Origin of the sequence: Agrobacterium vitis, from assembly GCF_014926405.1 — a bacterium.
In the GTDB taxonomy this organism is placed as follows: domain Bacteria; phylum Pseudomonadota; class Alphaproteobacteria; order Rhizobiales; family Rhizobiaceae; genus Allorhizobium; species Allorhizobium vitis_H.
The window spans coordinates 3,153,573-3,176,583 of record NZ_JACXXJ020000005.1; the positions used below are offsets into that span (position 1 = coordinate 3,153,573).

The following is a 23,011-nucleotide window of genomic DNA, read 5'->3' on the forward strand; positions in this document are numbered from 1 at the left end:
CGTGATTCATTCGTCTTCATTGCCCCATTTCCTTCGACCAGTTGATTGCGTTGACATAGACACCGAGCGGATTGGCCCGGAGTTTTTCGGCGGTGCGCGCCTGCTGGATCACGACGGTCAGGATCGCCGTCCAGCGTTCGGTGCCGGAAAGCTGGCCGTTCTCGTAGGACCGCTCCACCCATGCGATGCGGAACGAATCCGGCGAGGCGCGAATGACGCTGGAAATCTCCACCGAGATTTGCGACTTGCCGACTTTCGTGAAGGGATCATTCGCCCGCGCATAATCGTTGAGCGCGATCGCGCCGCGGTCCGTGGCGAACTCATAGGCGCGAAGCCAGTTCTGCCGCACGATCACGGCGTCAGCCGGAATGCTGCGCACCTGCTCGATGAAACGGGCGAGATGCCATGCGATCTGCGGATCGGTCGGCCGATAATCGGCCACGGCAGGAGCCACGGCCTGCGCCTCGCCGAAACGGTCGATCTGTACCACCCACGGAACCACCGTGCCGCGTGTCGACTGCCAGACAAGGGCGGATGCGAAGCCACCGGCAAGAAAGAGAGAACCAAAGGCCATGAGCCGCCAGTTGCGCGCCTGCACGCGGGCGGAACCGATCCGCTCGTCCCATGCCTGTCCGGCGCACTGATAGGGCGTTTCGGGTTCGGGCGTGCGGGCATAGCGCACGGAAGGACGCTTGAAGAGTGTCATCATTTGTCATCCTGATTGAGAGAAACGGACATGGAGCCGCCGCCGTGATCGCCGGAGCGAACCGCATGGGCGGCGGTACTGACGCCGTGGTGAATGGTGCTGTTGCGCTGCATCCGCTGCGCCCAATCGGGCGCGGACGCAGATGCGGATTGCGGGGAAATGTCGGAACCGGAAACGGCCTTGGAAGATTGCGCACCGGCATAGAGCGGATCGTTGGCGGCCTTGCCGCCACCAGCACCGCCCGGATTGACGTCGTTCTTGCCGCCCGTCGCCCTCCATGCGGCGGCCTGTCCGGAACGGTAGCTGGAGCGCATGGACTCCCCGGCGCGAGAGGCAGCCTCTTTGCCGCGATTGACGATCATGCCGGCACTAGCCTTGGCGACACCCATCATGCCAGCCGCACCGCCGCCGGTTCCGGTCGATCCCACGGAAGCGTCACCCAGCCCGTAGGCGGTTTTGGCACCACCGGCCAAAGCAGCGCCGCCACGCGCCGCGCCACCGGCCGCACTGACGGCCATACCGGCCCCGGCTTTCGCCGCCATGAAGCCACCGGCAGCGATACCGGCGGCGGCAAGGCCGGTTCCGACCGCGGCACCCGCGCCAAGCTGCGGCGCACCGGAGACAAGGCCGGTGGCGATGCCCGTGCCGAAGATCGACAGGCCCATCAGCGCGAGCGCGCCGAGAACCAGCGAGAGGGCTTCGCTGATGGTGGGCTGTTCGGAGAAACCGGCGGTGAACTCGCTGAACAGACCGGAGCCGATCCCGACGATGACGGCGAGTACGAGGATCTTGACGCCCGACGCGACGATATTGCCGAGCACCTTTTCGGCAAGGAAGGCCGTCTTGTTGAACAGCGCGAACGGGATCAAGACGAAGCCCGCCAGTGTGGTGAGCTTGAATTCGATGAGCGTCACGAAAATCTGGATCGCCAGGATGAAAAAGGCGATCAGCACCACGACCCATGCCACCAGCAGTACGAAGATCTGAATGAAATTTTCGAAGAAGGAGATATAGCCGGTCAACTCTCCCACGGCGGTCAGGATCGGATCGCCGGCGTCGAGGCCGACCTGTGCAACCCGACCGGGCTGAAGAAGCTCGGAGCCGGACAGGCTGGAGCCGCCAGCTTTCAGGCCAAGCCCGGAAAAGCTCTCGAAAACGATCTTGGCGAGGTTGTTGAAATTGCCGATGATGAACGAGAAGAAGCCAATATAGAGGGTCTTCTTCACCAGCCGCTGGATAATGTCCTCATCGGCGCCCCATGCCCAGAACAGGCCGGCCAGAACAATATCGATGACGATCAGCGTGGACGTCAGAAACGCGATTTCCCCACTGAGAAGGCCGAAACCGCTATCGATATAAGATGTGAAAGTTTCAAGGAAACGATCGATGACGCCGACATTATTCATGCGCGGTCTCCCCGCTCGCCTTGGGCGGCGTCGGCCGATCCGGCTTGTCCATGCGGAAAAAGCGGCGGCGGCTCTCCGCCCATGCCTTGCGGCAAGCGACGTCTTCGAGCGCCGCCGTGCCAAGGTCGCGGCAACGGGCAAGCTGGCTTTTTGCGGCCGATAGAGGGGAAGGGTCGCCGCCCGGACGCTCGATGCCGGGGACGGCGGCATCGGGCCGGTCTTCATCGTCATGCAGAGCCGTGATTGCGGCGGTCAGCCCTGCACCGATTGCGAAGACGGCGATCATCCGGGCGGCGATCTTCAGGTCCATCGTTGCAAGCTCCTCAATCGTGGAACATGCGAACGCTGGACGAACTGTAGGCAGTCCCGGTCATGAAGCGGGAGAACTGCTCGCGCGCCTGTTCCTGCGCAGATGCCTGCCTTGCCTGTTCGAGCGCATCGGCGCGACCCTGCGCCGCCAGCATGGCGGTGAGGTCGGAAATCTGCTTGGCCTGCACGGCGAGAAGCTGGTTGCCGGCCTGCGTCGCCTGAAGCACACCGACAGACGATTGGCTGGCGGTAACAAGCTCGCTCGTCTGCTCCTGCGTGCCATCGATGTTTTCGACCGCGACGGCTCCGGCCTTCAGCGAGTGCTCGAAGGCCGATAACGATTGCTGCCAGCGCTGTTGCGCCGAAGACACCAGTTGCGAGGCGGTGCGGTCGCCTGAGGCAAAATCACGATAGGTCGCGTTGAACTGCGTTTCGATGTTCTGGACATTGTAGGCGAGCTGGTCCGCCTCGTTCAAAAGCGACTTCATCTCGGCGAAGTTGCCCTCGATCTTCGAGAGCAGGGACGTCGGCAAAGACGTGAGGTTCTTCGCCTGATTGATGAGCATCTGCGCCTCATTGGCGAGAGACGTCACCTGATTGTTGATCTGCTCCAGTGCGCGGGCGGCGGAAAGCAGGTTCTGACTGTAGTTCGTCGGGTCATAGACGATGCGCCATGCCAGCGCCAGAGACGGCGTGAACGGGATCAAGGCAAGCGGCAGGGTGACAGGAAGCAGGATGGCGGAAGCGTTGACGGCGCATGCAAGAACCCGGCTGCGCGGGGAACGGGCGATATTCCTCATGGAGCAATCTCCTCTTCGGATGACGGGGAAAGGGAGACCGGCCCGCCGTCCTTCGCGGTGGGCTGGTCAATGACATTGGTGAGATCGGGAATAAGATCGGCGGCCCAGCGAAGACTCCTGGCCTCCAGCCATGCTCCGAGAAAATACGGTTTCGCTCCGTCCTTCATGAGTTTGTCGATCAGCGCATGAGCCGGCTTGTCGGAGGACGCGCAAAGTGCGAGAGCGATATGGCCAAGGCCAAGCTCGAACAGCCGGTTTCCTCTGCGCGACTGGCAGTAATAGTCCCGCTTCGGCGTGGCCCTCGCGACAATCTCTATCTGTCTGTCATTGAGGCCGAATTGCCGATAGACAGCGGCGATCTGCGGTTCGATGGCCCGCTCGTTGGCGAGGAAGATGCGCGTCGGGCAGCTTTCGACAATAACCGGCGCTATCGGTGACGCCTCGATGTCGGCGAGCGACTGCGAGGAAAAGACCACCGAGACATTCTTCTTGCGAAGCGTCTTCAGCCATTCCTTGATTTTTTGCGCGAAACCACCGTCGTCCAGCGCCCGCCAGCCCTCGTCAATGATGAGAAGTGAAGGGCGGCCATCGAAACGGGATTCGATGCGGTGGAAGAGATAGGACAGTACGGCGGGAGCCGCCCCGGTTCCGATCAGCCCTTCAGTCTCGAAAGCCTGTACGGAAGCCTCGCCCAGCCATTCCATCTCCGCGTCGAGCAACCGGCCATAGGGACCGCCGATGCAGTACGGGCGAAGCGCCTGCTTCAAGGCATTGGCTTGCAGCAACGCGGCAAGCCCGGAAATCGTCCGTTCCACGACCGGCGCAGATGCGAGCGAGGTCAAGGCCGTCCAGAGATGTTCCTTGACGTCCGGCGTGATTTCCACGCCTTCGCGGACCAGAATATCCACCAGCCAGTCAGCGGCCCATGCCCGTTCCGGCGTGTCGTGAATGCCGGCGAGCGGCTGGAGCGACACGGTGTTCATCAGCGATGTGTCGTCGGAGAGCGAGCCGCCCAAATCCTGCCAGTCGCCGCCCAGGGCAAGCGTGGCGGCCCTTATGCTGCCGCCGAAGTCGAAGGCGAATACCTGGCTGCGCTCGTAACGGCGGAACTGCAGGGCCATCAGCGCCAACAGGACCGACTTGCCAGCACCTGTCGGTCCGACAACCATGGTATGGCCGACATCACCGACATGGAGCGAGAAGCGGAACGGCGTTGCGCCTTCCGTCTTGGCATAGAACAGCGGGGGCGCATCAAGATGCTCGTCTTTTTCCGGTCCTGCCCAGACGGCGGAGAGCGGCATCATGTGCGCGAGGTTCAAGGTCGAGATCGGCGGTTGCCGGACATTGGCATAGACATGGCCGGGAATGCCGCCCATCCATGCCTCGATCGCATTCACCGTCTCCACGATAGCCGTGAAGTCGTGGGATTGGATGACCTTTTCGGCCAGCCGGAGCTTTTCGTCGGCAATGCGCGGGTCTGCATCCCATACAGTGACGGTTGCGGTCACATAGGCTTCGCCCACCTGATCCGAACCGAGATCCTGCAAGGCCGCATCGGCGTCGGCCGCCTTATTGGCCGCGTCCGAATCCAGAAGAACGGATTGTTCGTTGGTCAGGACTTCCTTGAGGATGGCGGCGACGGACTTCCGCTTGGCGAACCATTGCCGACGGATTTTCGTCACCAGCCGCGTGGCGTCGGTCTTGTCGAGCATGATCGCCCGCGTGGACCAGCGATAGGGAAAGGCGATCCTGTTGAGATCGTCCAGTATCCCCGGAAAGGTCACGGTCGGAAAGCCGATCACAGTCAGGGTGCGAAGATGGAAATCGCCCAGCCTTGGCTCCAGCCCGCCGGCAAGCGGCTGATCGGCCAGCAGCGCATCGAGATACATCGGCGTTTCGGGAACGCGGACGCGATGGCGCTTGGTCGATATGGTGGAATGCAGATAGGTGAGCGTATCGGCATCATCGAGCCACGCCACTTCCGGCACGAAACCTTCGACCAGGTGCAACACCCTGTCGGTGCGGTCGATAAAACCTTTGAGCAATTCCCGCGGATCAACGCCGGAGCGTTCGCGGCCCTCGTAAAGCCAGCCTTCCATGCGCGAGGCTTCTTCGGCGGGCGGCAACCAGACGAAGGTGAGATAGTAGCTGCTCTCGTAGAGCAACCCGGATTCTTCAAACTGCTCCCGGCGCTCCACGTCCATGAGGGCCGATGCACTGTCGGCAAACATGCTTTCGGGATATTCAGTGGCCGGGTTGCGTTGCGCTTCGACAAAGATCGCCCAGCCGGAGCCGAGACGACGAAGCACGCCATTCAGCCTTGCCGTGGTGCCGACCAGTTCGGACGGCGTGGCGCTGTCGAGATCGGGACCACGGAACCGGGCGGTGCGCTGGAACGATCCGTCCTTGTTAAGAACGACGCCCGGTGCGATCAGCGCCGCCCAGGGCAGGAAGTCGGCAAGGTGTGAGGAACGCTTGCGATATTCGGAGAGATTGAGCATCGGCCGTCTCCTCACACACTGAGATGCGCCGGATAGCGCAGGTGACGGCGGCCGACGTCCACGAATTGCGCGTCACGCCGTGCCGCCCATACGGCGGCGAAATGGCCGATGGCCCAAATGACCAGTCCGGCGATCCAGAGGCGAAGGCCCAAGCCGACCGCCCCGGCCAATGTGCCGTTGACGATGGCGACGGCGCGGGGAGCGCCGCCGAGCAATATCTGCTCGGTCAGCGCCCGGTGAACAGGCGCAAAGAAGCCGTGAACATCTTCTTCCATTAAACGAGCGCTCCGCCGCCAAACGAGAAGAACGACAGGAAGAAGCTCGACGCCGCGAAGGCAATTGACAGGCCAAAGACGATCTGGATCAACTTGCGGAACCCACCGCCGGTATCGCCGAAGGCGAGCGCGAGGCCGGTGGCGATAATGATGATGACGGCGACGATCTTGGCAACCGGGCCTTCGATACTTTCCAGAATCTGTTGCAGCGGTTCCTCCCACGGCATCGAGGAGCCGGAGGCCCGGGCAGCAGGTGCCGCCGCCATCACCATGATCGTGGCAAGAGCCGTCGAGCTGGAAAGGCGTTTGCGCGTTTCGTGCAGAACCCCCGACCTGGGCGCGGCGGGCTGCACCGTATCGGCAAGCGGAACGGTATTAACCGGCGACGTCGGTTCGTCGGGCGCGGACGGCTCGGCGGGAACCTCGGACAGGATGAACGGAACGGACTTGGCGGGCATGACAGGCGAAACATGCGCATTCATTGGTCTTCTCCTTTCGGGAGTGGCTGACGGTCAGTGGAAAGTTGAGCGGACAAGGTGCGGTAATCGCCGGTGACGGGATCGATCCCGTCCACGAGGGCGATTTCGGAAAGGCGGCGGGCGGAGCCGCGGCCGGAGAGAACCGCGATGAGATCGATCGTGTCGGCGATCAGCGCACGCGGGACCGTGATAACGACCTCCTGCACGAGCTGTTCGAGTCGCCGAAGCGCGCCGATGGCCGTATTGGCGTGGATCGTACCGATCCCGCCGGGATGGCCGGTTCCCCATGCTTTCAGGAGATCGAGGGCTTCAGCGCCGCGCACCTCGCCAACCGGGATACGGTCGGGACGCAGGCGCAGCGACGACTTCACAAGATCGGAGAGCGAAGCCACTCCGTCCTTGGTCCGCATGGCGACCAGATTGGGCGCGGCGCATTGCAGTTCGCGGGTGTCTTCGATCAGCACCACGCGGTCGGCGGTCTTGGCGACTTCAGCCAGAAGCGCATTCGCCAACGTGGTCTTTCCGGTGCTGGTGCCACCCGCGACAAGGATGTTCTTGCGCTTTTCGACGGCGATGCGCAGCACGTCGGCTTGCGCCTGCGTCATGATCCCGGCAGCGATGTAATCCGACAGGGTGAACACGGCGACGGCGGGCTTGCGGATGGCGAAGGCGGCCGCCGTGACGACGGGCGGCAAAAGTCCCTCGAACCGCTCGCCCGTTTCCGGCAGTTCGGCAGATACGCGGGGATTGCTGGCATGGACTTCCGCGCCGACATGATGGGCGACCAGCCGAACGATGCGCTCGCCGTCTTCCGGCGACAGAACCTCGCCGGCATCGGCAAGACCTTCCTTCAGCCGGTCCACCCACAAGCGGCCATCCGGGTTCAGCATCACCTCGACGACGGCGGGATCTTCAAGATAGCGGACGATCGACGCCCCAAGCGCCGTGCGCAGCATCCGCACGCTGCGAGAGATCACGTCCCGGTCATGATGGTGATGATGTGCCACGATGGTCCCCGTTTCTCGCGGCGAGGTTTCTCGTGCCGCTGACGGGGATGATTAGAAGAGACAGGAAACTGCCTTTTGCAACAAGGGAAAGGTGCTAATCGCGCTCCGACCTACAAAGACAGGCGATTTTCGCTTTTGAACGATAGGCGTGACAATCGCACTCCAGCAAGGCTGCTTCGATCAGCAATCCACCTCCATGTTCCTCGACAAACGTAGAGAGCAAAGAAGTCGCATAGCGTAACTTACCTGTTACTCTGGACTTTTCTCGATTGCTTCGCCCCGATCTTCCGACACCTCTCGCAAGAAGGAGCTGCCCTTGGCTACACGCCGACCGAGCGCCTCGACAAAACCCTCGTAACGCTCCAGACCCTTGGCTCGGGCGGCGGCCTGTGAGGCTTCGGGAAGCGCCGGTGTCGAGATCAGCCAGAAGCGGACGAATAGCGCCATCGTCTCGACCGAAATACCAATGTCGCGCTCGCAGCGCTGTAGCTGGCGGGTCAACCGATCGAGGCGGCGGGTGATGGCCGCCTCCTGTCGCTCTGCCGTGTCGGGAGACAGGAAAGACGCGATGGCCGCTTCAGCGACGACCGATTTCGAGACCTTGTGCCGATCGGCATAGGCAATCACGGCGCGGAGGAGATCGGGTTCCAGGTATATGGAAAGCTGCTCTTTCACGGCGTTTTACAACTCCAGTCCATCGTTCGGATCGAGAGAAACCTGACGCGCCACGCCAAGCATCTGACGACGCAACGCGCGGGAGCGTATCCCCTCGTCGTCGGGATCGTCCTCCAGCAGTTCAAATTCATTGGCCGGCTCCTTGGACGGAGCGGTGTCGACGTCCTCATGCTCGGGCAATTCCGGCTCCTTGCGAATGCCGGAATTGGTCGTGTCGCTCTCATCCAGGGAAGCCAACAGCGCCGCACCCTCGGACGGCCCAGGCGGTTCGGGTGGCGCAGCGGCCACACGCCCGACCCAATCGTCGGAACCGCTACTGGCTCGCTGAGCCGGAGAAATCGCGGGCGGCGGAAGGATTCGCTCCGACATCCTCTTGTCCTCGAAATACCGCGCTTTCTTCGCCCTGATCGGAAACAGGCCGGACACGAGCACGATTTCGTCGGTCGGCGGAAGCTGCATGACTTCTCCGGGCGTCAGAAGCGCGCGGGCCGTCTCCTGCCGTGACACCATCAGATGCCCCAGCCAGGGCGAAAGCCGGTGGCCGGCATAGTTCTTCATCGCCCGCATTTCCGTGGCGGTGCCAAGAGCGTCGCTCAGCCGTTTGGCTGTCCGCTCGTCATTCGTGGAGAAGGCGACACGGATGTGGCAATTGTCGAGAATGCTGTTGTTCGCCCCATATGCCTTTTCCACTTGATTGAGGCTCTGGGTGATGAGGAATGCGCGGATTCCATAGCCTGCCATGAAGGCGAGAGCAGATTCGAAGAAGTCCAATCTTCCCAAGGCGGGAAACTCGTCGAGCATCATCAGCATGCGGTGGCGACGGTCCTTCGCGTGCAAATCCTCCGTCAATCTGCGCCCGATCTGGTTGAGCACCAAACGGATGAGCGGCTTGGTACGGCTGATATCGGATGGCGGCACGACGAGGTAGAGCGTGACCGGTTTGTCGGATGAGACAAGATCGGCAATGCGCCAGTCGCAGCAGGACGTGACCTTCGCTGCGACTGGATCGCGGTAAAGTCCGAGAAACGACATGGCCGTGCTCAAAACGCCTGACCGTTCGTTCTCGCTTTTGTTCAGCAGTTCCCGCGCCGCCGATGAGACGACGGGATGCGGGCCGGCCTCGCCAAGATGATTGGTCAGCATCATTGCGCGCAAGGTGGATTCGATCGGCCGCTTCGGATCGGAGAGGAACGAAGCGACGCCGGCCAGGGTCTTGTCCTGTTCCGCATAGAGAACATGCAGGATCGCACCAACCAGCAGCGAATGAGAAGTCTTCTCCCAATGCGAGCGACGCTCAAGCATCCCTTCGGGATCAACGAGAATATCGGCAATGTTCTGCACATCACGAACCTCCACGTCTCCCCGGCGCACTTCCAGCAGGGGATTGTAGGCTGCGGAAGCCGGATTGGTGGGATCGAACAGCAGGACACGACCGAAGCGGGAACGCCAGCCGGCTGTCAGTTCCCAATTCTCTCCCTTGATGTCGTGGACGATACAGCTTCCCGGCCATGTCAGCAGTGTCGGCACGACAAGGCCGACACCCTTGCCGGATCGCGTCGGAGCGAAACAAAGTATGTGTTCGACACCGCCGTGACGGAGATATTCGCCGCCATAGCGACCGAGAATCACGCCATCCGGACCAAACAACTCAGCGGAGCGGATTTCCTGTTCGTCCGCCCATCTGGCCGAACCGTAGGTGGCGAGATTCTTGGCCTCCCGCGCCCGCCATACGGACATGCCGATGGCAACGACAATGGCGATGAAACCGCCGGACGCCGCGATGATCCCGCCCGTCATGAAGACGTCCGGCGCATAGGCGTCGTAAAAGAACCACCACCAGATAATCGCCGGTGGTGGATAGACCGGCATATCGCCGAACTCGAACCACGGCTCGCCCAGTTGGGGTTGAAAGCCAAGTTGCCACGCGGTCCATTGCGTCGCGCTCCAGATGGAGGCGAACACAATGAACAGGACGGTCAGGATTGGACCCCAAAGGATCTTGGTAGCAGACAAGGTTTCTCCCGCGAACATTGGCGGGAGAAATAGAGGATGCCTGAGGGACACCCTTTCAAGGAGCTTTTATTGCACTTCGCGCTCCGACCTACAAAGACAGGCGATTTTCGCTTGTGACCTTACAGGTCGAGCCAATCCAGATGGCGGGCGCCGTGCAAGATTCGTTCGATCACCACAACGCCTGCTTGGCGTCCGGCGTAGAAAATCAGGTAGCGTCCATGAACAGCGAGACTCACGCCGCCGCAACCAGTTCCAACATAATTTGCTCAGCGTTAAACTGTAGCAAGCGAATACGGCGCGGATGTCACGAAGGGCGTTGCTATCGAAGACCTTCTTGCACGGCTGTAATTTCGCTGTGCAATTTCCAGAAATCCTCCCTTAGGCCATCAAAATCCTGGCGTGATATATGACCGTTGTCCCATAAGGTCCCGAGTTTGTAGCCTATGTATCGGCGGATAGTCTCCGCTTCACCTTGGTGAGCAGCCAGCCACTCCTCAATCCGCCGCGCGATCAGTTCCTGATCCTGCTTTATTTCCTCGGGACCGATGTAGGTTTTGACGACGAATTCCAATGATGCCTGAAGATTGACAGGTCGTCTGCCCCATCCACCTCGCCCGATCATCCGGCTCTCTCCATCGATTTTTTCGGTCGAGCGGCGGATAAAGCGGCCGAGGAGAAGTCCATTCATGAAGGGGATCGGAAATTCGGTGTCCGCCAGAGATTGCGGTGCTTCATGCAGCGCAAGCGTAGGGATGATGATGGTTTCAACGAGACGCTGGCCAATGGCACGGACCGCCGCTTCCCTGCTGCCGCAACGCTGCAGCAACCGCTGCGCGGCGTGTTCATAAAAACTGGTGAGCGTATCGTGCGCCCGCAACGCGATCTGTTTACGCGTGCCCCATGCCGAAAACATCGCGATCATCATCAGCCGGCTCGAGTTACCGTCAACCGGCTTCGGATTGATCCAGTAATGCAGCATTTCATAGGAGCCCGATTGCGGCCGTCCCCGTGTCGGCGGCAAAAGCTCCGTATCGCACCATAACGGACTGAAGGCGGCCCTTGCTTTTTTGTCCAAATCATCGGCTATCGCCTGCATTCCCAAGAGAGTCAGGCGGTTGTGCTTTTCAAAATGCGGAATGACACCATCATAGAAGGTTTTGAGAACATCCCCGGCATGTCGATTGAGCGCGTCGGTCAGCCCACGCGTTTCCGCACGGACAAGACCCCTGGACAAGCGTTCATCAACGACAACCAAAATCTTCCCTTTCCGTCACACGAGAGGCTCGGAAAGTTTAGCTTCTGTCGTCAGGAATACCAACAGGATAGAATTTTCACTTAGTTGCGCTGCTGTTCAAGTTGCAGGCTTCTGGCAACAGCATCGGAAAATCCGTTTAAATCAATGGAGAACACTTTAGGTGTTCCGTCGTGGCCTGATCCCGCCACCTGAAGCTGCTTGCCATTGCGAAGCTTTTCAAAGGCTGGTCCCGCAAACGTCACGGTGACAGCGCACCCTTTGTCGTTGCAGTCCCTGATTGGCAGGTTGATCGTCGCTGCTCCCCCATCAAGCGCGAGGCGGACACCTGTTTCAGGGCGAAGAGTGTTCGGCAGCATGTTGCCGCCCTTGCCGGCTCCTTGCGCCGAAGGGCGCAGCTCGATCAAAAGGACAGGCTTACCACTTTCCCGGCCAGCCTGAATTTGCCTCACCGCGCAGACCCTTTCGCCGTCACGCGGCAGGCAGGTGACAGACCACTTCCCATGTACCTCATCAATCCTGCCCGCAACTTTGGCCTGCGATCCGTCCGCCGGAGTCTGGGGCAGCGCCAGATCGGGAACGGACATGATGAAGAACAGCAGGATCAGCGGCAGTTTCTTGCATGCTCCGGACGTCATGATGATGGCTCCATCGATGGTTATTCAGCGCTGGCGTCGCCGGGACCGTGGTCTCCCTCGCGCGTCCCCGATAAGGGATCGCGAACCTGTCGTCGGCCAGGTCGCGGAGGGTATAACGGTCAAGGCTGGCGAGACGTGACTGCTCGGCCTGACAGAGAAGCAGATCAATTGGCCGTGAGGGGGGGCGATCCCTGCGCGCCGGCTGAAGTGTATCGACGATGTGTGCAAGCGAGAGCTTTTCCGCATCCATAGCCAGCGTCAAGCCGCCACCGCGACCGCGATGGCTTTTAAACCAGCCAAGTCGAGTCAGACGCCTGGTGACCTGAGCGACACTCGCCGTGCTGATGCCGCAGTTTTTCGCGATGGCATCGATGCAAAAGAGCCGTCCTTCGCCTGCATTCCATAGACAAGCGCAGCGATTGCGATATCGGTCTGACGGTTGAGCTTCATGGCTGTTCCTTTTTTAGTAAAACCACGTTCGCCATCGGTGCGGGTTGCGTGAGGATGAAGACAGCAGATCCGACGATGAGGATGCCCATTGGAATGGCGAGTCGTGGACCGGGAAAGGCAGTCACGCAAAAGATGATGAAACCACCCACCATTCCAATGACAGCGACTGCTTTGATCCTGGCAGATACCGCGCCTTCGTCTCGCCAGTTCCGCAATGTCTGGCCGAAGCGTGGATGATTGAGCAGCCGTGCCTCAAGCCGGGGCGACCACCGGCCGAAAAACCATGCCGCGAGGATCAGGAGAATCGTCGTCGGCATGATCGGAAGGATCGGAAGGAGCATGCCGACGAAACCGAGGATCAGCATGGTGATGCCGAGGGTGAGATAAATGGCGCGGATAGAATGCCGACGGGACGTCTCTATAAGGGTTCGTCTGGAAGCTCGCAGTTCAGCCATGGAGAGCCCTCCGTCGTCCGTCCATTTGCTCGCTCATCTCCCGATCAAGTGCAGCCCTCACCAGTTGCATCGTCCGTTCTGCGGAAGCCGCCATGACAAGCATATCCCCGGCAGATAAAGTCATGCTATTGATCGTCATGACAAGGCCCGCCCAGCGCTGCCGAATGAGGGGTGCCTCGCAAGAGAGGTGCTGCGCCCCAAAGGAACCGTCGAACCCGAGATGTTCAGCCTGTTTGCGGAAATAGGGAAACATCAGCCGTAAACCTTCTGCGACAAAGAGCGCACCGCACAAACCGAGCGGACTCAGGTCATCGCTCACAGAGACGCGCAGAATGTCCGGAGGCCTCAGGCCAAGGTCGCGCACGTCGTTCTCGACCTTGCGAATATGTCCAGTCGGTTCCAGGAACGGGAAAAGCGAAGACCGCAGCGGACTAAAGTATAACTCCTTCAGCTCGCAACCGATAGCGTATTGCGCTCCCAGAAAGCGTTCATAGCGCCGCCGGTTTGCGAAGGGTCTGGTTTCGAGGAAGCGGGTTCTCAATTCATTTTGCGCACTGTCACCGAGCATGGAAAGTCGGCGAAGGTGGTTTGCATGTATGCCTGCGGCGGAGTTGAACGATTGTAGCGTACTCATGACATTGCTCAGGTTAGCGTGCTTTCGCTCATCTTGATCAGTGCCCTAGTCGAGGCTCGCCGCAAGCCACACTGACATCTAATGACTGAAAACCTCGAAGGGATCGCCCTCATTCCGCTCCGAACAACCGGAGCGGTGGACACCGCTCCCGAGACTTTGCGACGAGCAGACTCATAAGGAATCCTTTGCCTCGATGGATAAATGGTAAAGAGGTCAGGTGACGGACTGCTGACCTCTTCCATTCGTTTAAATCATTCTCGCCCGGTCGATTTGCCTCAACCGCTCGATAGCATCGGCGAAACCATGCAATGGTATGGGAAAAACCAGCTTTTTGGCATTTGAAGCCATCTGCGCATACACGTTCAACCTTTCAGCCTGGCACAACAGCGCGATCATTTCGGCATCGATGCCGAGTTTCACAACGCAGCCGGTAGATCCCGCCGAAACGAATGTCATTTTGGCTGATATTTCGCCCGCATCGACCTGCAGCCGTACGCCTGTCTTCTGTTTAAGGCCCAGAGGCAAGGTGAGGGCTCCAAGCATACTTTCGTTACCGGAAAAACCGAGATCGATACCCACGCGGTTGGTCAGGGCACCAGTACGCTGGTATCGGGCCACATGTATCTTTCGGCCCTCGCGACCTACATAGGCCACCTTCCATTCGCCGAAAGCTTCGTCCGCACCATCAGAAATTGTCACCGGGAGAACGGCCGCCGTCTTTGCAAGAGGCGCTATTCCACCTATGCCGGGTAGCACGGGCTTTACAGCCGTGCTGGATAACAATGAGGATGTTTGCACTGTTTCTCGTGTCATCTGCGTTTCCTCGTGTGTTGCTGCATTTTTTCGCTTTGTCGATGGGCGGCAGCTCGCAACTATCCGGCAAGCGAGTTTGTGTCGCAAAGGGTCGAAGCCTTTCGACAGCTTTCTCCGCATAGGTATTCCGATGATGAATGGAGGCTCATGAAAACATCTCGCGGGCGATCGTGTGGACGTGCTCAAAAGCTGTCTCGGCCTCAACGATGGCCTTGCGCTCTTGCTCATCCGTAAGGGCAATGCTGTCGAGAGCGGCCGTAAACGTTCGCCAATGCAGGCCACGGCCTTCAGTTGCGCCGGCAAGGTGACGCGCTCCGAAGTTCTCGTTGAGTCCAAGCTGAGCGGCATATTTCAACAGGAAGGCTGCCCCTAGGTTGGAGCCCTCGATGACATAGAGCCAGCCAAGGGCTTCCGGCAGGTCGACCGTTTCGCCCTTTCGGAAGCGTGTCGCGTGACGTGCCGAGGGCAGCTCCAGACCGAGATCTGCGAAATCCTGCCCGATCATTTCGATTCTACGCCTGCCGCCCAGGTCAGGAAGGAGCAGATCAAGATCAGGATCGAAAAACAGACCGTCGAGATCATGGTGGAAGTGGAACTGCATCGCCAGGAAGCGGCCATAATGCTCGCGATCGGCAAATGGATTTGCCTTCATAATAAACTGGTCGAGGCGCTCATGCGCGTCATATGTCGCCGCCTTGAGGCGCTTAGTCCGGCTTGCCTCCCGTGTCAGGGTGTTCTCCATCGTATCGAATGTACTCATTCCGTTCTCAATTCCTGATCATTCTGGTCATGTTATTCATTCCTCGCGGAACGCGCGGTTGATCTGGTCCGAAAGCGGCTTCACGAGATAGGAGAGCGCAGTCCGCTCGCCGGTCTGGATCATTGCTTCGGCCGGCATCCCCGGCATCAGCCGCAAATCCTTCAGCTTCGCCAGTTCTTCGGGCGATACCGCCAGGCGCGCCAGATAATAGGAGAGGCCTGTCTTCTCGTCCGTGGTCAGGTCGGCGGCAATTCGATTGACGTAGCCGTTGAGTTCCGGTGTGGTGCGCAGATTGAAAGCCGACATGCGCAGCACGGCCCTGTGGCCGAGCTGGATCTGATCGATGTCCTTTGGTGCGATCTGCACCTCCAGCGCCAGATCATCTCCCTCCGGAACGATCAGCATGATCGGATCGGCGGGAGTCACTACGCCGCCTACGGTATGGACCGCGAGCTGATGGACGATGCCGGCCTGCGGGGCGATGATATCGATCCGCCGCAACTCGTCCTCGGCCGCTACCTTGCGCTCAACGTATTCCCCGAACTGCCCTTGAACTTCACGCAGTTCCCGACCGACTTCCGTCTTGAGGTCCTGGTCGACCTGAAGGATCTGCAAGCGGGTCTCGGTGATTCGGCCGGCCGCCTGTGCCTGATAGGCAATCTTCTCACCGCGCTCGCCGCCATAGGTGGCAAGCTGCGTTTTCAGGCTGTTCAATCGCTGATCCGAGACGATCCCCTGCTCCCGAAGGCCGCTAAGTGCCCCGATTTCCTTCTCAAGCACCTCGATGCCTTGCTGGTAGGCATCCTCCTGCGCCTTCAGTCCCTCGATCTCATGACGGTATTGGCTGATACGCTCGGTGAGCTGAGCCTTCTTCCCTTCGCGGGACTCCTTGCGAAACTCGAACAGCCGCGTTTCACTGTGGATCGCAGAAATCACATCGGAATTGTCGCGGCGCGCAAGCAACCAGTCGGGAAAGGAGATTGCCGGCAGATCGTCACGTTCCGCTTCCAACCGTGCGAGGCGCGCGGCAAGTTCATCTAGGCGTTTGGTAACGATCGCAAGGTTGGCGCGCGTCTGGGTCGCGTCGAGGCGCATGACGATATCGCCGGCCTTAACCTCCGCGCCTTCCCGGATCAGAATTTCACCAACCACGCCGCCGGTGGGGTGCTGGACTTTCTTCACGTAGGAATCGACCACGAAATGTCCGGAGGCGACGACTGCGCCGGAAAGGTTGGTGACTGCCGCCCAGGCTCCCGCGCCACCTACGAGGACAACACTTGCCAGCAGGCCCGCTATCAGGTGAAGGCGGATCGAGCGTGAAACATCGCTATTCTGGTCAATGCCGGACATTCGGATCATCCTCCGTACTGGCCTTGTCTTCGACATCGGTTTGGGTTCTTCCGGGCGTATTGGCCGATGGGTTGGCGATCACCCGGAGGGGAGTCATACCGAAGCCGGTTGCAGAAAAACCATTCTGCCGGGGTGTATTCGGGGTTGCCTTGAGAACTTTCGAAAGCACTTCATCGCGCGGACCGAAGGCTTTTTGCCGCCCGCCTTCCATCATCAATACGTGATCAACGACCCCGATGGCGCTTGGCCGATGAGCGACAACCACGGCGATGCCTTTTCGCTCTCGCACCGACGCAATCGCTTTCACAACCGCCGCTTCGCCTTCCGCATCAAGGTTGGCATTCGGCTCGTCGAGGACAACAAGAAACGGATCGCGGTAAAGGGCGCGCGCCAGCCCGATGCGCTGGCGCTGGCCCGCCGACAGAGCCGAGCCGGCCTCGCCGATCGGCGTTTCGTAGCCCTGCTCAAAGCGCAGGATTAATTCATGGGCACCTGCCGTCTTAGCTGCCGCGACGATCGCCTCCGGATCAGCATCGTCCTCAAAGCGAGCGATGTTTTCCGCGATCGTGCCGTCGAACAGTTCAACCCCTTGGGGCAGATAGCCGATGTGCTTGCCAAGCGTTTCCCTGTCCCACTGGTCAAGACTAGCGCCATCAATGCGGATTTTGCCGGAGGCAGGCGTCCACGCGCCGACAAGCACGCGCGAAAGCGTAGATTTACCCGACCCGGAAGGCCCGATGACACCAAGCGCGCTACCCGCCTGTATGGCGAAGGAAACGCCGGCGACGGTCGGTTTCTTCTCTCCCGGAGGTAAGATCGTCACGGCTTCGACGCGGAGTTCGCCTTGAGGCGCGGGCAATGTCATGACAGGAGCGGCTTCGGGGATTTTCGCCAGCAAATCGTTCAGACGCGTCCAGCTTTGGCGAGCCATGAGGAATGGCTTCCAGCTTGCAATAGCAATTTCGACGGGCGCGAGAGCGCGGCCCATCATGATCGAACTGGCGATCATGACGCCGGATGTCACCTCTTGCTGGATGACCAGATAAGCGCCGACGCCGAGGATGGCGGACTGCAACATCATCCGCAGCGACTTCGAGATACCACCAAGGCCGCCGGTGACATCCCCGGTCTTCCGGTTGGCGGCAAGATAATCGGCGTTGGCGCGGCGCCAGCGTTTCTCCAGCCGTTTGCCCAGTCCGAGCGCTTGCACGATTTCCGCGTTCCGGCGAGCTGATTCCAGCATGCCGTTGCGGGCCATATTGTGGGCAATCGTTTCCCTGATGGATTTTTGGGAAAGTGCGTTGGTCAAGAGCGTCAGCGAAACCAGCACAACCGCCCCCACAAGCGCCGTGATGCCGATCCAGAAATGAAACAGAAAGCAGATACCGAGATAAAGCGGCATCCAGGGCAGGTCAAAAAACGCCGTCGGGCCATTGCCAGACAGGAAGCCGCGAACGTTGTCGAGGTCGCGAAGCGGCTGCAACCCATCACCGGGCATCCGCGTTACAAGCGGCAGGCGCACGACAGCATCATGCACCCGACCGGAAAACTGGCCATCCAACCGCTCACCTATCCGTAGCAACACTCGACCGCGAATGATATCGAGCAGCGATTGGAATGCGTACAGTCCGACCGCAAGTACGGCAAGACCGACCAGCGTCGGAACGCTGCCGCTTGAGAGAACGCGATCATAGACCTGCAGCATGAAAAGCGGTGAGGTCAGCGCCAGTACATTGACCACGCCACTGATCAGCGCAATGCCCGCCACACTTCGCGTCAGGGGGAAGACAACCGCCGCAGCTTGACGCTGCGACGATGCCTGTCTGGAAGATCCAAACATCATTCTTCCCGAGTTACACAAACGCGAAATTATCAGCGCTCAAGGACGACGCGCTGACCCCGGTCAGCGTGATCGAACCATAAGAACCGAGATCGATAACAGCATTCGTCGTGCCCGTGATGCTGAGATCGGAATAGTCATCGTAACCGGTCACGCCGATGTAAATCGTCTCGTTCGCGGCATTGAAATCAGTGATCGTGTCATCGCCGATCGTCGTGAACGCCGTGTCAAGCAGTCCGAACCCGGCAAGATCGAAGACGAACTCATCGATTCCACCATTGCCGGTGAGAACGTCGTTTCCTTCGAACGAGTAGAGTGCATCGGCTCCGCTCGTGCCGATCTGCTCTGTTCCCACCTGCGCAAAGTAGTCGTAGAACCCAGGAAGCGACTGGCCGAAGAACGTTCCACCTTCGAGAAGGCCACCATGCGAAAGGGTGTAGATCGCATAGTTGAAGGTGGTGGTCGGCGCGACGCCGCCCAGATCGATCGAAAGGTCGACTGTTGTGAGGGCCGATCCGTTCGTTTCATCGTAGCTGTAGCCAGTCCCGAACTGAAGCAGGTCGATGTCACTTGTCGTGGTGTTGAGACCGCCCTGCGCGTAGTCGAGCGGGCTGCCTTCCAGAACGACACCATAACCGCTGGTGGTGCCGGCGCCCCAATTGGCGTGGGTGGTGTTGTTCGGGTCGTCAAACGCACCGTTGCCGTTATAGGAGAAACCGGCGCTCCATACCTCTTCGAGGTAGTAGAGAAGGTCGCTGCTGGTGGATGTCAAATTGAATACTGCAGTCATTTTTCATCTCCTTGGTTGCTTCACGTTGTCCGCAAGAGCGCGAACGTCTTTTCCTCTGGGATCTGCCCGTCGGAATCTCAGAATTTCACATTCAAAGACACAGTTGCCGTGCGTCCGGGACCGGGAAACTCCCGGTAGCCGAGTGCCGGGATGTAGGCGACGTCGGTTAGGTTATTGACGGCAACGCGCAATGTTGCGGTGTCATTGAATTTGTAGGAACCGTACACGTCGAAGAGGGTGTATTTTTCGGTCTTGTAGTTGCCGGCAAGGGAACCGTAGGCCGGACTACCCGCGCCAACATGTGTAATGCGTCCTCCGACAGTCAGTTTCTCATCGAAGAAGCGAACACCGCCGTCCACGCTAAGCTTCGTCTTCGGCGGCACGAAGAGTGCTGCCGGGCTCGCGTTATAGGTATCGCCATTGTAGGTGTAGGCTCTTGGGAATTCCGCATCCAGCCACGTGTATGAGCCACCTAAGTAGAACTCGCCGCGATCATAATTCGCTTCAAGTTCAACACCCTTCATGCGGGTAGTGCCGTCCAGGTTCACAAACGACGCGTATTCGCGATCTGTCTCGGGGCGATAAATGTTCTCGCCATAAGAAATATAATCCTCAATCTCGCGATAGAATGCGACGGCCTTCATCCTGAACGTATCTCCGCCGGAAAACACATCGTCGTGTGAGATGTTGACGCCGATCTCGTAGGTATTTCCGCTCTCGGGCTCCAGAAAAGGATTCGGCGCATACTGGATCGGGGTCGTGTTCGGATGCGCACCGCTGAACAGCGATTCCATTGTCGTCGGAGGTCGATAGCTCCGAGAGTATTTTGCGAAAGGTTGAAGCCAGTCGGTTGCCTTGACGGCGATCATCGCGGTCGGCAGCAACGCGCCTCCTGAGTGATCGACGTCAGTTTCCACGGGATAATAGGTGGTGACCGTGCCACCTGCGCTCCACGAGATGCACCGTGTACCGGCAGCATTCCACCGCAGGCATTCCCTCGGTGTCGTCGTCGTTTGAGCACCATAGAAGGACGTGGATCCGCGCAAATGATACCAGTCGTAGCGGAGACCACCCGACAACATCAACCAGTCGTCATGCTCTAGTGTGGCGTTGGTGAAGCCACTGACCATATCTCGCCTGCCACCGGCATTTGGGCCGGTATAGGTCAGCGAGTAATCAATGCCGTCCTGAACCAGGTCAGAGGTACTGGATTCTCCGTCATCGTGAAAAGCTTCGACACCATAATTGATGGAAAGTAACCCCGCTGCAGTATCGAACCGGCTGGTGTTCTCGATGCTAGCACCATACGTCGCGAGCTTGTAGTCGACTGGTACTTCGAACGCCGAGGAATAGGTGCGATTTCTCGTTTCGTCATTTTTCGTGTGATTGTACCAAAGTTTGGCTTTCAGATCGATCAGATCGCTGTCTGGGTCCCAATCGAAATTCGCCGTTACCGTATTGACCACGACGTCCTGGATGTCTTCGCCGGTTGTGGAATCGGCGACCGAACCCTGGCTGGATTGCGAATCCTGCCTCAACCAACTCAGTGAGAAATCTAGATCATCTGTCAGGCCGGCTTCCGCCTTGAGGAACGTGTTTCGGCTCTCTTGCCCTGTAAAGATCAGTGCACCGCCGTCGTTGACCACATCCGACAGTTCGACATCGCCGTTCTTGCCGATTTCATATGCACCAATGTTCTTGTGGCTGACACCACCAAGAATGGCGAAGTCCTCCGACAAGCGAACGGCTCCGACAGCCGACCCATCAAAATGAAATGCATTGGTGCCTGTTGTCGCATTGAGTTCCATACCCCAGTCTCGACCGGGCTGGATTAAGTCGTCTGCCGTCAACGTCCTGAAGTTGACAGAACCGCCCAATGCGCCCAAGCCGCCGACGCTTGCGGTTCCGCTCTTCTCTACGTCGATTTCACGTATAAACGCGGTATCGACATAGGTTCTCTGAGTCGTGCCGTGACCGTTTCGCTGAAAGTTCTGACGTGCACCGTCGATCATCGTCACGACGCGGTTTTGGTCTTGCAAACCACGAATGTTGATGCTCATTCCGGGGTTTTGTCCTTCGGAGCGGTTGACCAGAACACCGGCAACGTTATCCAATAGATCACGCGCGTTGCGCGTAGGCGAATTCTGTATCGCCTGACGGCTGACGACGCTGACGCTGGACGGTGTCTCGTAGACCCAATCGGGCGTTCCCTGATACCCGCTACCAGAGTGACGTCCGCTTTTCCCGGTAATTACGATCGGCGCTAACGTCGTGGCGTCATCCGCTCCAATTGCACCACTTGATTGTGAAGCGGACCCTATGACAGCGGAATCGCCGCTGATGAAGCGGTAGGAAACGCCCGTTCCGCTGAGCATCCGCCTGAGAGCTTCCTGCGGCGTGAACTGGCCAGAAACAGCATTCGTTCTGACTCCCACAGGTATTGAGCCGGAAGCCTGCGATACCTGAACCCCCGATTGACGATTAAACTCGGAAATACCGCTGCGGAGCGGCTGGGCAAGAATGTTGAATGTTCGAACCCCGGCCTGCGCCACGGACTGCTGTACGGGTGCCGTCTGAGCCGCAACATACTTCACCCCGGCCATCATCGCGAGCACGCTTGTGCTCAACAAAAGAACAGCCGCCCGCCTTTTCCCCTGCCAGTGTTTTTTTCTTTGAAATGCCCTGCATGCCATATTGCGTGTTGTCCCCATCGCAGCACCACAGTTTTTGGTGCCTTCAATAAGTTAAACACGCGACGGAAGTGGATTTTTCACGCTCACAGAAAAAAGTTGATAGTTTCAGGAAAGATTTATCAGTGGCCTGTCACGATCCGGGCAAAACCGGAGATTTTTCGCACGGTGCCGCCATGCGGAGCGACCAAAGCGACAAGCGCTTTGTCCGGATCGCTGAGGTTGAAGACGCCGGAAACCTTACGCTCGACGAGAACGCTGTCTGGTGCCGCAATCCAAGAGGGATGATAACGCCGGATCTGCTCAATGACAGAGCCGATCGTCGCATCTACGACAATCAGTCTCCCGCTCCGCCACGCCCCGATATCCGCCAGTGGCATCGTCTCCCGGATCAATGATCCGCTGCTTCGGTTTACCGACACAAGATCGCCCGGCGCAAGCGTCTCACTGATCTCTTTGCCGGCGACAGTGCCGGTGGCCTGAACAGAGCCATGCTCCAAGCCTACGTCCGTGCCTTCGTCACTAACGCGCACATCGAACGCTGTTCCCAGAACCTTTACATCGAGGTCGCTCGATATGACATGGAACGGCCGTGATGCATCATGGATAACATCAAAAAAAGCCTCGCCGGCCAGCAGCCGCACGTTCCTGGAGCCGGACGAGAAGTCGGCCGCTATCGCACTTGCAGGTCCCAAAATCACACTGCTTCCATCCTCCAGCTTGATCGTCCGTGTCTCGGCGACGTCGGTTCGGTAGTCCGCCTCATATCTGAGCATGACGGATGGAAAGGCGACGTAAGCGAGACAGAGGATCGCTGCGAGTCCGGCAAATGCTACAAACAGACGTCGCGGCCGGAGGAACCGACTCCTGGAGCGGCGCTCAGCAGGAGGGGTGAAACGTTGATCGACAGCCTGCGCTTCGCCCATCGCCGACCACATGCGACAGGCCTTGTCCCACGTACGACCGTGCTCGACCGACCGGAAGAGCCAGTTTTCGAATTCCTTTCGCAATTCTGGTGATTCCGGCGCTTCGTTCAGCCGGATCAACCAGTCGAACGCCTCCTGCCTGATGGCGCGGGCGTCGCCGTTTTCAACTTCGTTAGCCGTCATCGGAAGATTACTTCTGTTCCCTTATTCTCTGAAGGCACTTTTGAAGCCTTCTATTGTAT

General features: G+C 59.2%; 21 protein-coding genes and 1 pseudogene. All 22 read right to left on the reverse strand.

Features of this window, described 5'->3' with window-relative positions:
• Positions 1-16: 16 nt before the first annotated feature.
• Positions 17-706 (reverse strand): conjugal transfer protein TrbF, encoded by a 690-nt coding sequence (gene trbF, locus IEI95_RS26030; protein WP_156538710.1) that lies wholly within the window; start codon positions 704-706, stop codon positions 17-19.
• Entirely contained in the window at positions 706-2,112 is a 1,407-nt protein-coding gene (gene trbL / locus IEI95_RS26035) for a P-type conjugative transfer protein TrbL (RefSeq protein ID WP_156538691.1), read from the reverse strand. Before trbL ends, trbF begins: the two co-directional genes overlap by 1 nt.
• Positions 2,105-2,422: a putative entry exclusion protein TrbK-alt gene (gene trbK-alt, locus IEI95_RS26040; RefSeq protein ID WP_156538692.1), complete on the reverse strand. Its 318-nt coding sequence runs from the start codon at positions 2,420-2,422 to the stop codon at positions 2,105-2,107. The genes trbL and trbK-alt overlap by 8 nt, the downstream gene beginning before the upstream one ends.
• 13 nt (positions 2,423-2,435) lie before the next feature.
• Positions 2,436-3,221: a P-type conjugative transfer protein TrbJ gene (gene trbJ / locus IEI95_RS26045; RefSeq protein ID WP_194417186.1), complete on the reverse strand. Its 786-nt coding sequence runs from the start codon at positions 3,219-3,221 to the stop codon at positions 2,436-2,438.
• A complete protein-coding gene (gene trbE / locus IEI95_RS26050; protein WP_156538694.1) occupies positions 3,218-5,722 on the reverse strand; it encodes a conjugal transfer protein TrbE in 2,505 nt (834 codons plus the stop codon). Before trbE ends, trbJ begins: the two co-directional genes overlap by 4 nt.
• Before the next feature lie 11 nt (positions 5,723-5,733).
• Positions 5,734-5,997 (reverse strand): VirB3 family type IV secretion system protein, encoded by a 264-nt coding sequence (locus IEI95_RS26055; RefSeq protein ID WP_156538695.1) that lies wholly within the window; start codon positions 5,995-5,997, stop codon positions 5,734-5,736.
• Entirely contained in the window at positions 5,997-6,269 is a 273-nt protein-coding gene (locus IEI95_RS26060) for a TrbC/VirB2 family type IV secretion system protein (protein WP_234894867.1), read from the reverse strand. The genes IEI95_RS26055 and IEI95_RS26060 overlap by 1 nt, the downstream gene beginning before the upstream one ends.
• 206 nt (positions 6,270-6,475) lie before the next feature.
• Positions 6,476-7,432, reverse strand: a complete 957-nt coding sequence (gene trbB / locus IEI95_RS26065) for a P-type conjugative transfer ATPase TrbB (RefSeq protein ID WP_156538712.1) — start codon at positions 7,430-7,432, stop codon at positions 6,476-6,478.
• A 300-nt stretch (positions 7,433-7,732) separates the two neighbouring features.
• On the reverse strand, positions 7,733-8,158 hold the full coding sequence (locus IEI95_RS26070) for a CopG family transcriptional regulator (protein ID WP_194417187.1): 426 nt from the start codon (positions 8,156-8,158) through the stop codon (positions 7,733-7,735).
• 6 nt (positions 8,159-8,164) lie between these two features.
• Positions 8,165-10,171: a conjugal transfer protein TraG gene (locus IEI95_RS26075; RefSeq protein WP_156538696.1), complete on the reverse strand. Its 2,007-nt coding sequence runs from the start codon at positions 10,169-10,171 to the stop codon at positions 8,165-8,167.
• A gap of 319 nt (positions 10,172-10,490) precedes the next feature.
• A complete protein-coding gene (locus IEI95_RS26080) occupies positions 10,491-11,426 on the reverse strand; it encodes a hypothetical protein (RefSeq protein WP_156538697.1) in 936 nt (311 codons plus the stop codon).
• An 80-nt stretch (positions 11,427-11,506) separates the two neighbouring features.
• Positions 11,507-12,061, reverse strand: a complete 555-nt coding sequence (locus tag IEI95_RS26085; protein ID WP_156538698.1) for an invasion associated locus B family protein — start codon at positions 12,059-12,061, stop codon at positions 11,507-11,509.
• A 103-nt stretch (positions 12,062-12,164) separates the two neighbouring features.
• Positions 12,165-12,449 (reverse strand): annotated as a pseudogene (locus IEI95_RS29835) (Rrf2 family transcriptional regulator); the annotation flags it as partial.
• Positions 12,450-12,507: 58 nt separating this feature from the next.
• Positions 12,508-12,966, reverse strand: coding sequence for a YbaN family protein (locus IEI95_RS26090; protein ID WP_156538699.1), 459 nt, complete (start codon positions 12,964-12,966; stop codon positions 12,508-12,510).
• Positions 12,959-13,534 (reverse strand): hypothetical protein, encoded by a 576-nt coding sequence (locus IEI95_RS26095; RefSeq protein WP_194417188.1) that lies wholly within the window; start codon positions 13,532-13,534, stop codon positions 12,959-12,961. Before IEI95_RS26095 ends, IEI95_RS26090 begins: the two co-directional genes overlap by 8 nt.
• 312 nt (positions 13,535-13,846) lie before the next feature.
• The gene (locus IEI95_RS26100; protein WP_194417189.1) at positions 13,847-14,413 is read right to left on the reverse strand and encodes an invasion associated locus B family protein; all 567 of its coding nucleotides are present in this window, start codon (positions 14,411-14,413) and stop codon (positions 13,847-13,849) included.
• Positions 14,414-14,558: 145 nt separating this feature from the next.
• A complete protein-coding gene (locus IEI95_RS26105; RefSeq protein WP_156538702.1) occupies positions 14,559-15,173 on the reverse strand; it encodes a biliverdin-producing heme oxygenase in 615 nt (204 codons plus the stop codon).
• 36 nt (positions 15,174-15,209) lie between these two features.
• Complete coding sequence (locus IEI95_RS26110; protein WP_156538703.1) at positions 15,210-16,523, reverse strand: HlyD family type I secretion periplasmic adaptor subunit; 1,314 nt, start codon at positions 16,521-16,523, stop codon at positions 15,210-15,212.
• Positions 16,510-18,363 (reverse strand): type I secretion system permease/ATPase, encoded by a 1,854-nt coding sequence (locus tag IEI95_RS26115; RefSeq protein ID WP_156538704.1) that lies wholly within the window; start codon positions 18,361-18,363, stop codon positions 16,510-16,512. Before IEI95_RS26115 ends, IEI95_RS26110 begins: the two co-directional genes overlap by 14 nt.
• A gap of 13 nt (positions 18,364-18,376) precedes the next feature.
• Positions 18,377-19,153, reverse strand: coding sequence for a hemolysin (locus IEI95_RS26120; RefSeq protein ID WP_156538705.1), 777 nt, complete (start codon positions 19,151-19,153; stop codon positions 18,377-18,379).
• A 77-nt stretch (positions 19,154-19,230) separates the two neighbouring features.
• Positions 19,231-21,864 (reverse strand): TonB-dependent receptor, encoded by a 2,634-nt coding sequence (locus IEI95_RS26125; protein WP_234934268.1) that lies wholly within the window; start codon positions 21,862-21,864, stop codon positions 19,231-19,233.
• Positions 21,865-21,965: 101 nt separating this feature from the next.
• Positions 21,966-22,952, reverse strand: coding sequence for a FecR family protein (locus IEI95_RS26130; RefSeq protein WP_156538707.1), 987 nt, complete (start codon positions 22,950-22,952; stop codon positions 21,966-21,968).
• Positions 22,953-23,011 lie beyond the last annotated feature (59 nt).

Coding starts and splice junctions, on each gene's coding strand:
- trbF (WP_156538710.1), bottom strand. CDS start 706: ATGACACTCTTCAAGCGTCCTTCCGTGCGCTATGCCCGCACGCCCGAA.
- trbL (WP_156538691.1), bottom strand. CDS start 2,112: ATGAATAATGTCGGCGTCATCGATCGTTTCCTTGAAACTTTCACATCT.
- trbK-alt (WP_156538692.1), bottom strand. CDS start 2,422: ATGGACCTGAAGATCGCCGCCCGGATGATCGCCGTCTTCGCAATCGGT.
- trbJ (WP_194417186.1), bottom strand. CDS start 3,221: ATGAGGAATATCGCCCGTTCCCCGCGCAGCCGGGTTCTTGCATGCGCC.
- trbE (WP_156538694.1), bottom strand. CDS start 5,722: ATGCTCAATCTCTCCGAATATCGCAAGCGTTCCTCACACCTTGCCGAC.
- IEI95_RS26055 (WP_156538695.1), bottom strand. CDS start 5,997: ATGGAAGAAGATGTTCACGGCTTCTTTGCGCCTGTTCACCGGGCGCTG.
- IEI95_RS26060 (WP_234894867.1), bottom strand. CDS start 6,269: ATGGTGATGGCGGCGGCACCTGCTGCCCGGGCCTCCGGCTCCTCGATG.
- trbB (WP_156538712.1), bottom strand. CDS start 7,432: ATGCTGCGCACGGCGCTTGGGGCGTCGATCGTCCGCTATCTTGAAGAT.
- IEI95_RS26085 (WP_156538698.1), bottom strand. CDS start 12,061: ATGACGTCCGGAGCATGCAAGAAACTGCCGCTGATCCTGCTGTTCTTC.
- IEI95_RS26090 (WP_156538699.1), bottom strand. CDS start 12,966: ATGGCTGAACTGCGAGCTTCCAGACGAACCCTTATAGAGACGTCCCGT.
- IEI95_RS26095 (WP_194417188.1), bottom strand. CDS start 13,534: ATGCTCGGTGACAGTGCGCAAAATGAATTGAGAACCCGCTTCCTCGAA.
- IEI95_RS26100 (WP_194417189.1), bottom strand. CDS start 14,413: ATGACACGAGAAACAGTGCAAACATCCTCATTGTTATCCAGCACGGCT.
- IEI95_RS26105 (WP_156538702.1), bottom strand. CDS start 15,173: ATGAGTACATTCGATACGATGGAGAACACCCTGACACGGGAGGCAAGC.
- IEI95_RS26110 (WP_156538703.1), bottom strand. CDS start 16,523: ATGTCCGGCATTGACCAGAATAGCGATGTTTCACGCTCGATCCGCCTT.
- IEI95_RS26115 (WP_156538704.1), bottom strand. CDS start 18,363: ATGTTTGGATCTTCCAGACAGGCATCGTCGCAGCGTCAAGCTGCGGCG.
- IEI95_RS26120 (WP_156538705.1), bottom strand. CDS start 19,153: ATGACTGCAGTATTCAATTTGACATCCACCAGCAGCGACCTTCTCTAC.
- IEI95_RS26125 (WP_234934268.1), bottom strand. CDS start 21,864: ATGGGGACAACACGCAATATGGCATGCAGGGCATTTCAAAGAAAAAAA.
- IEI95_RS26130 (WP_156538707.1), bottom strand. CDS start 22,952: ATGACGGCTAACGAAGTTGAAAACGGCGACGCCCGCGCCATCAGGCAG.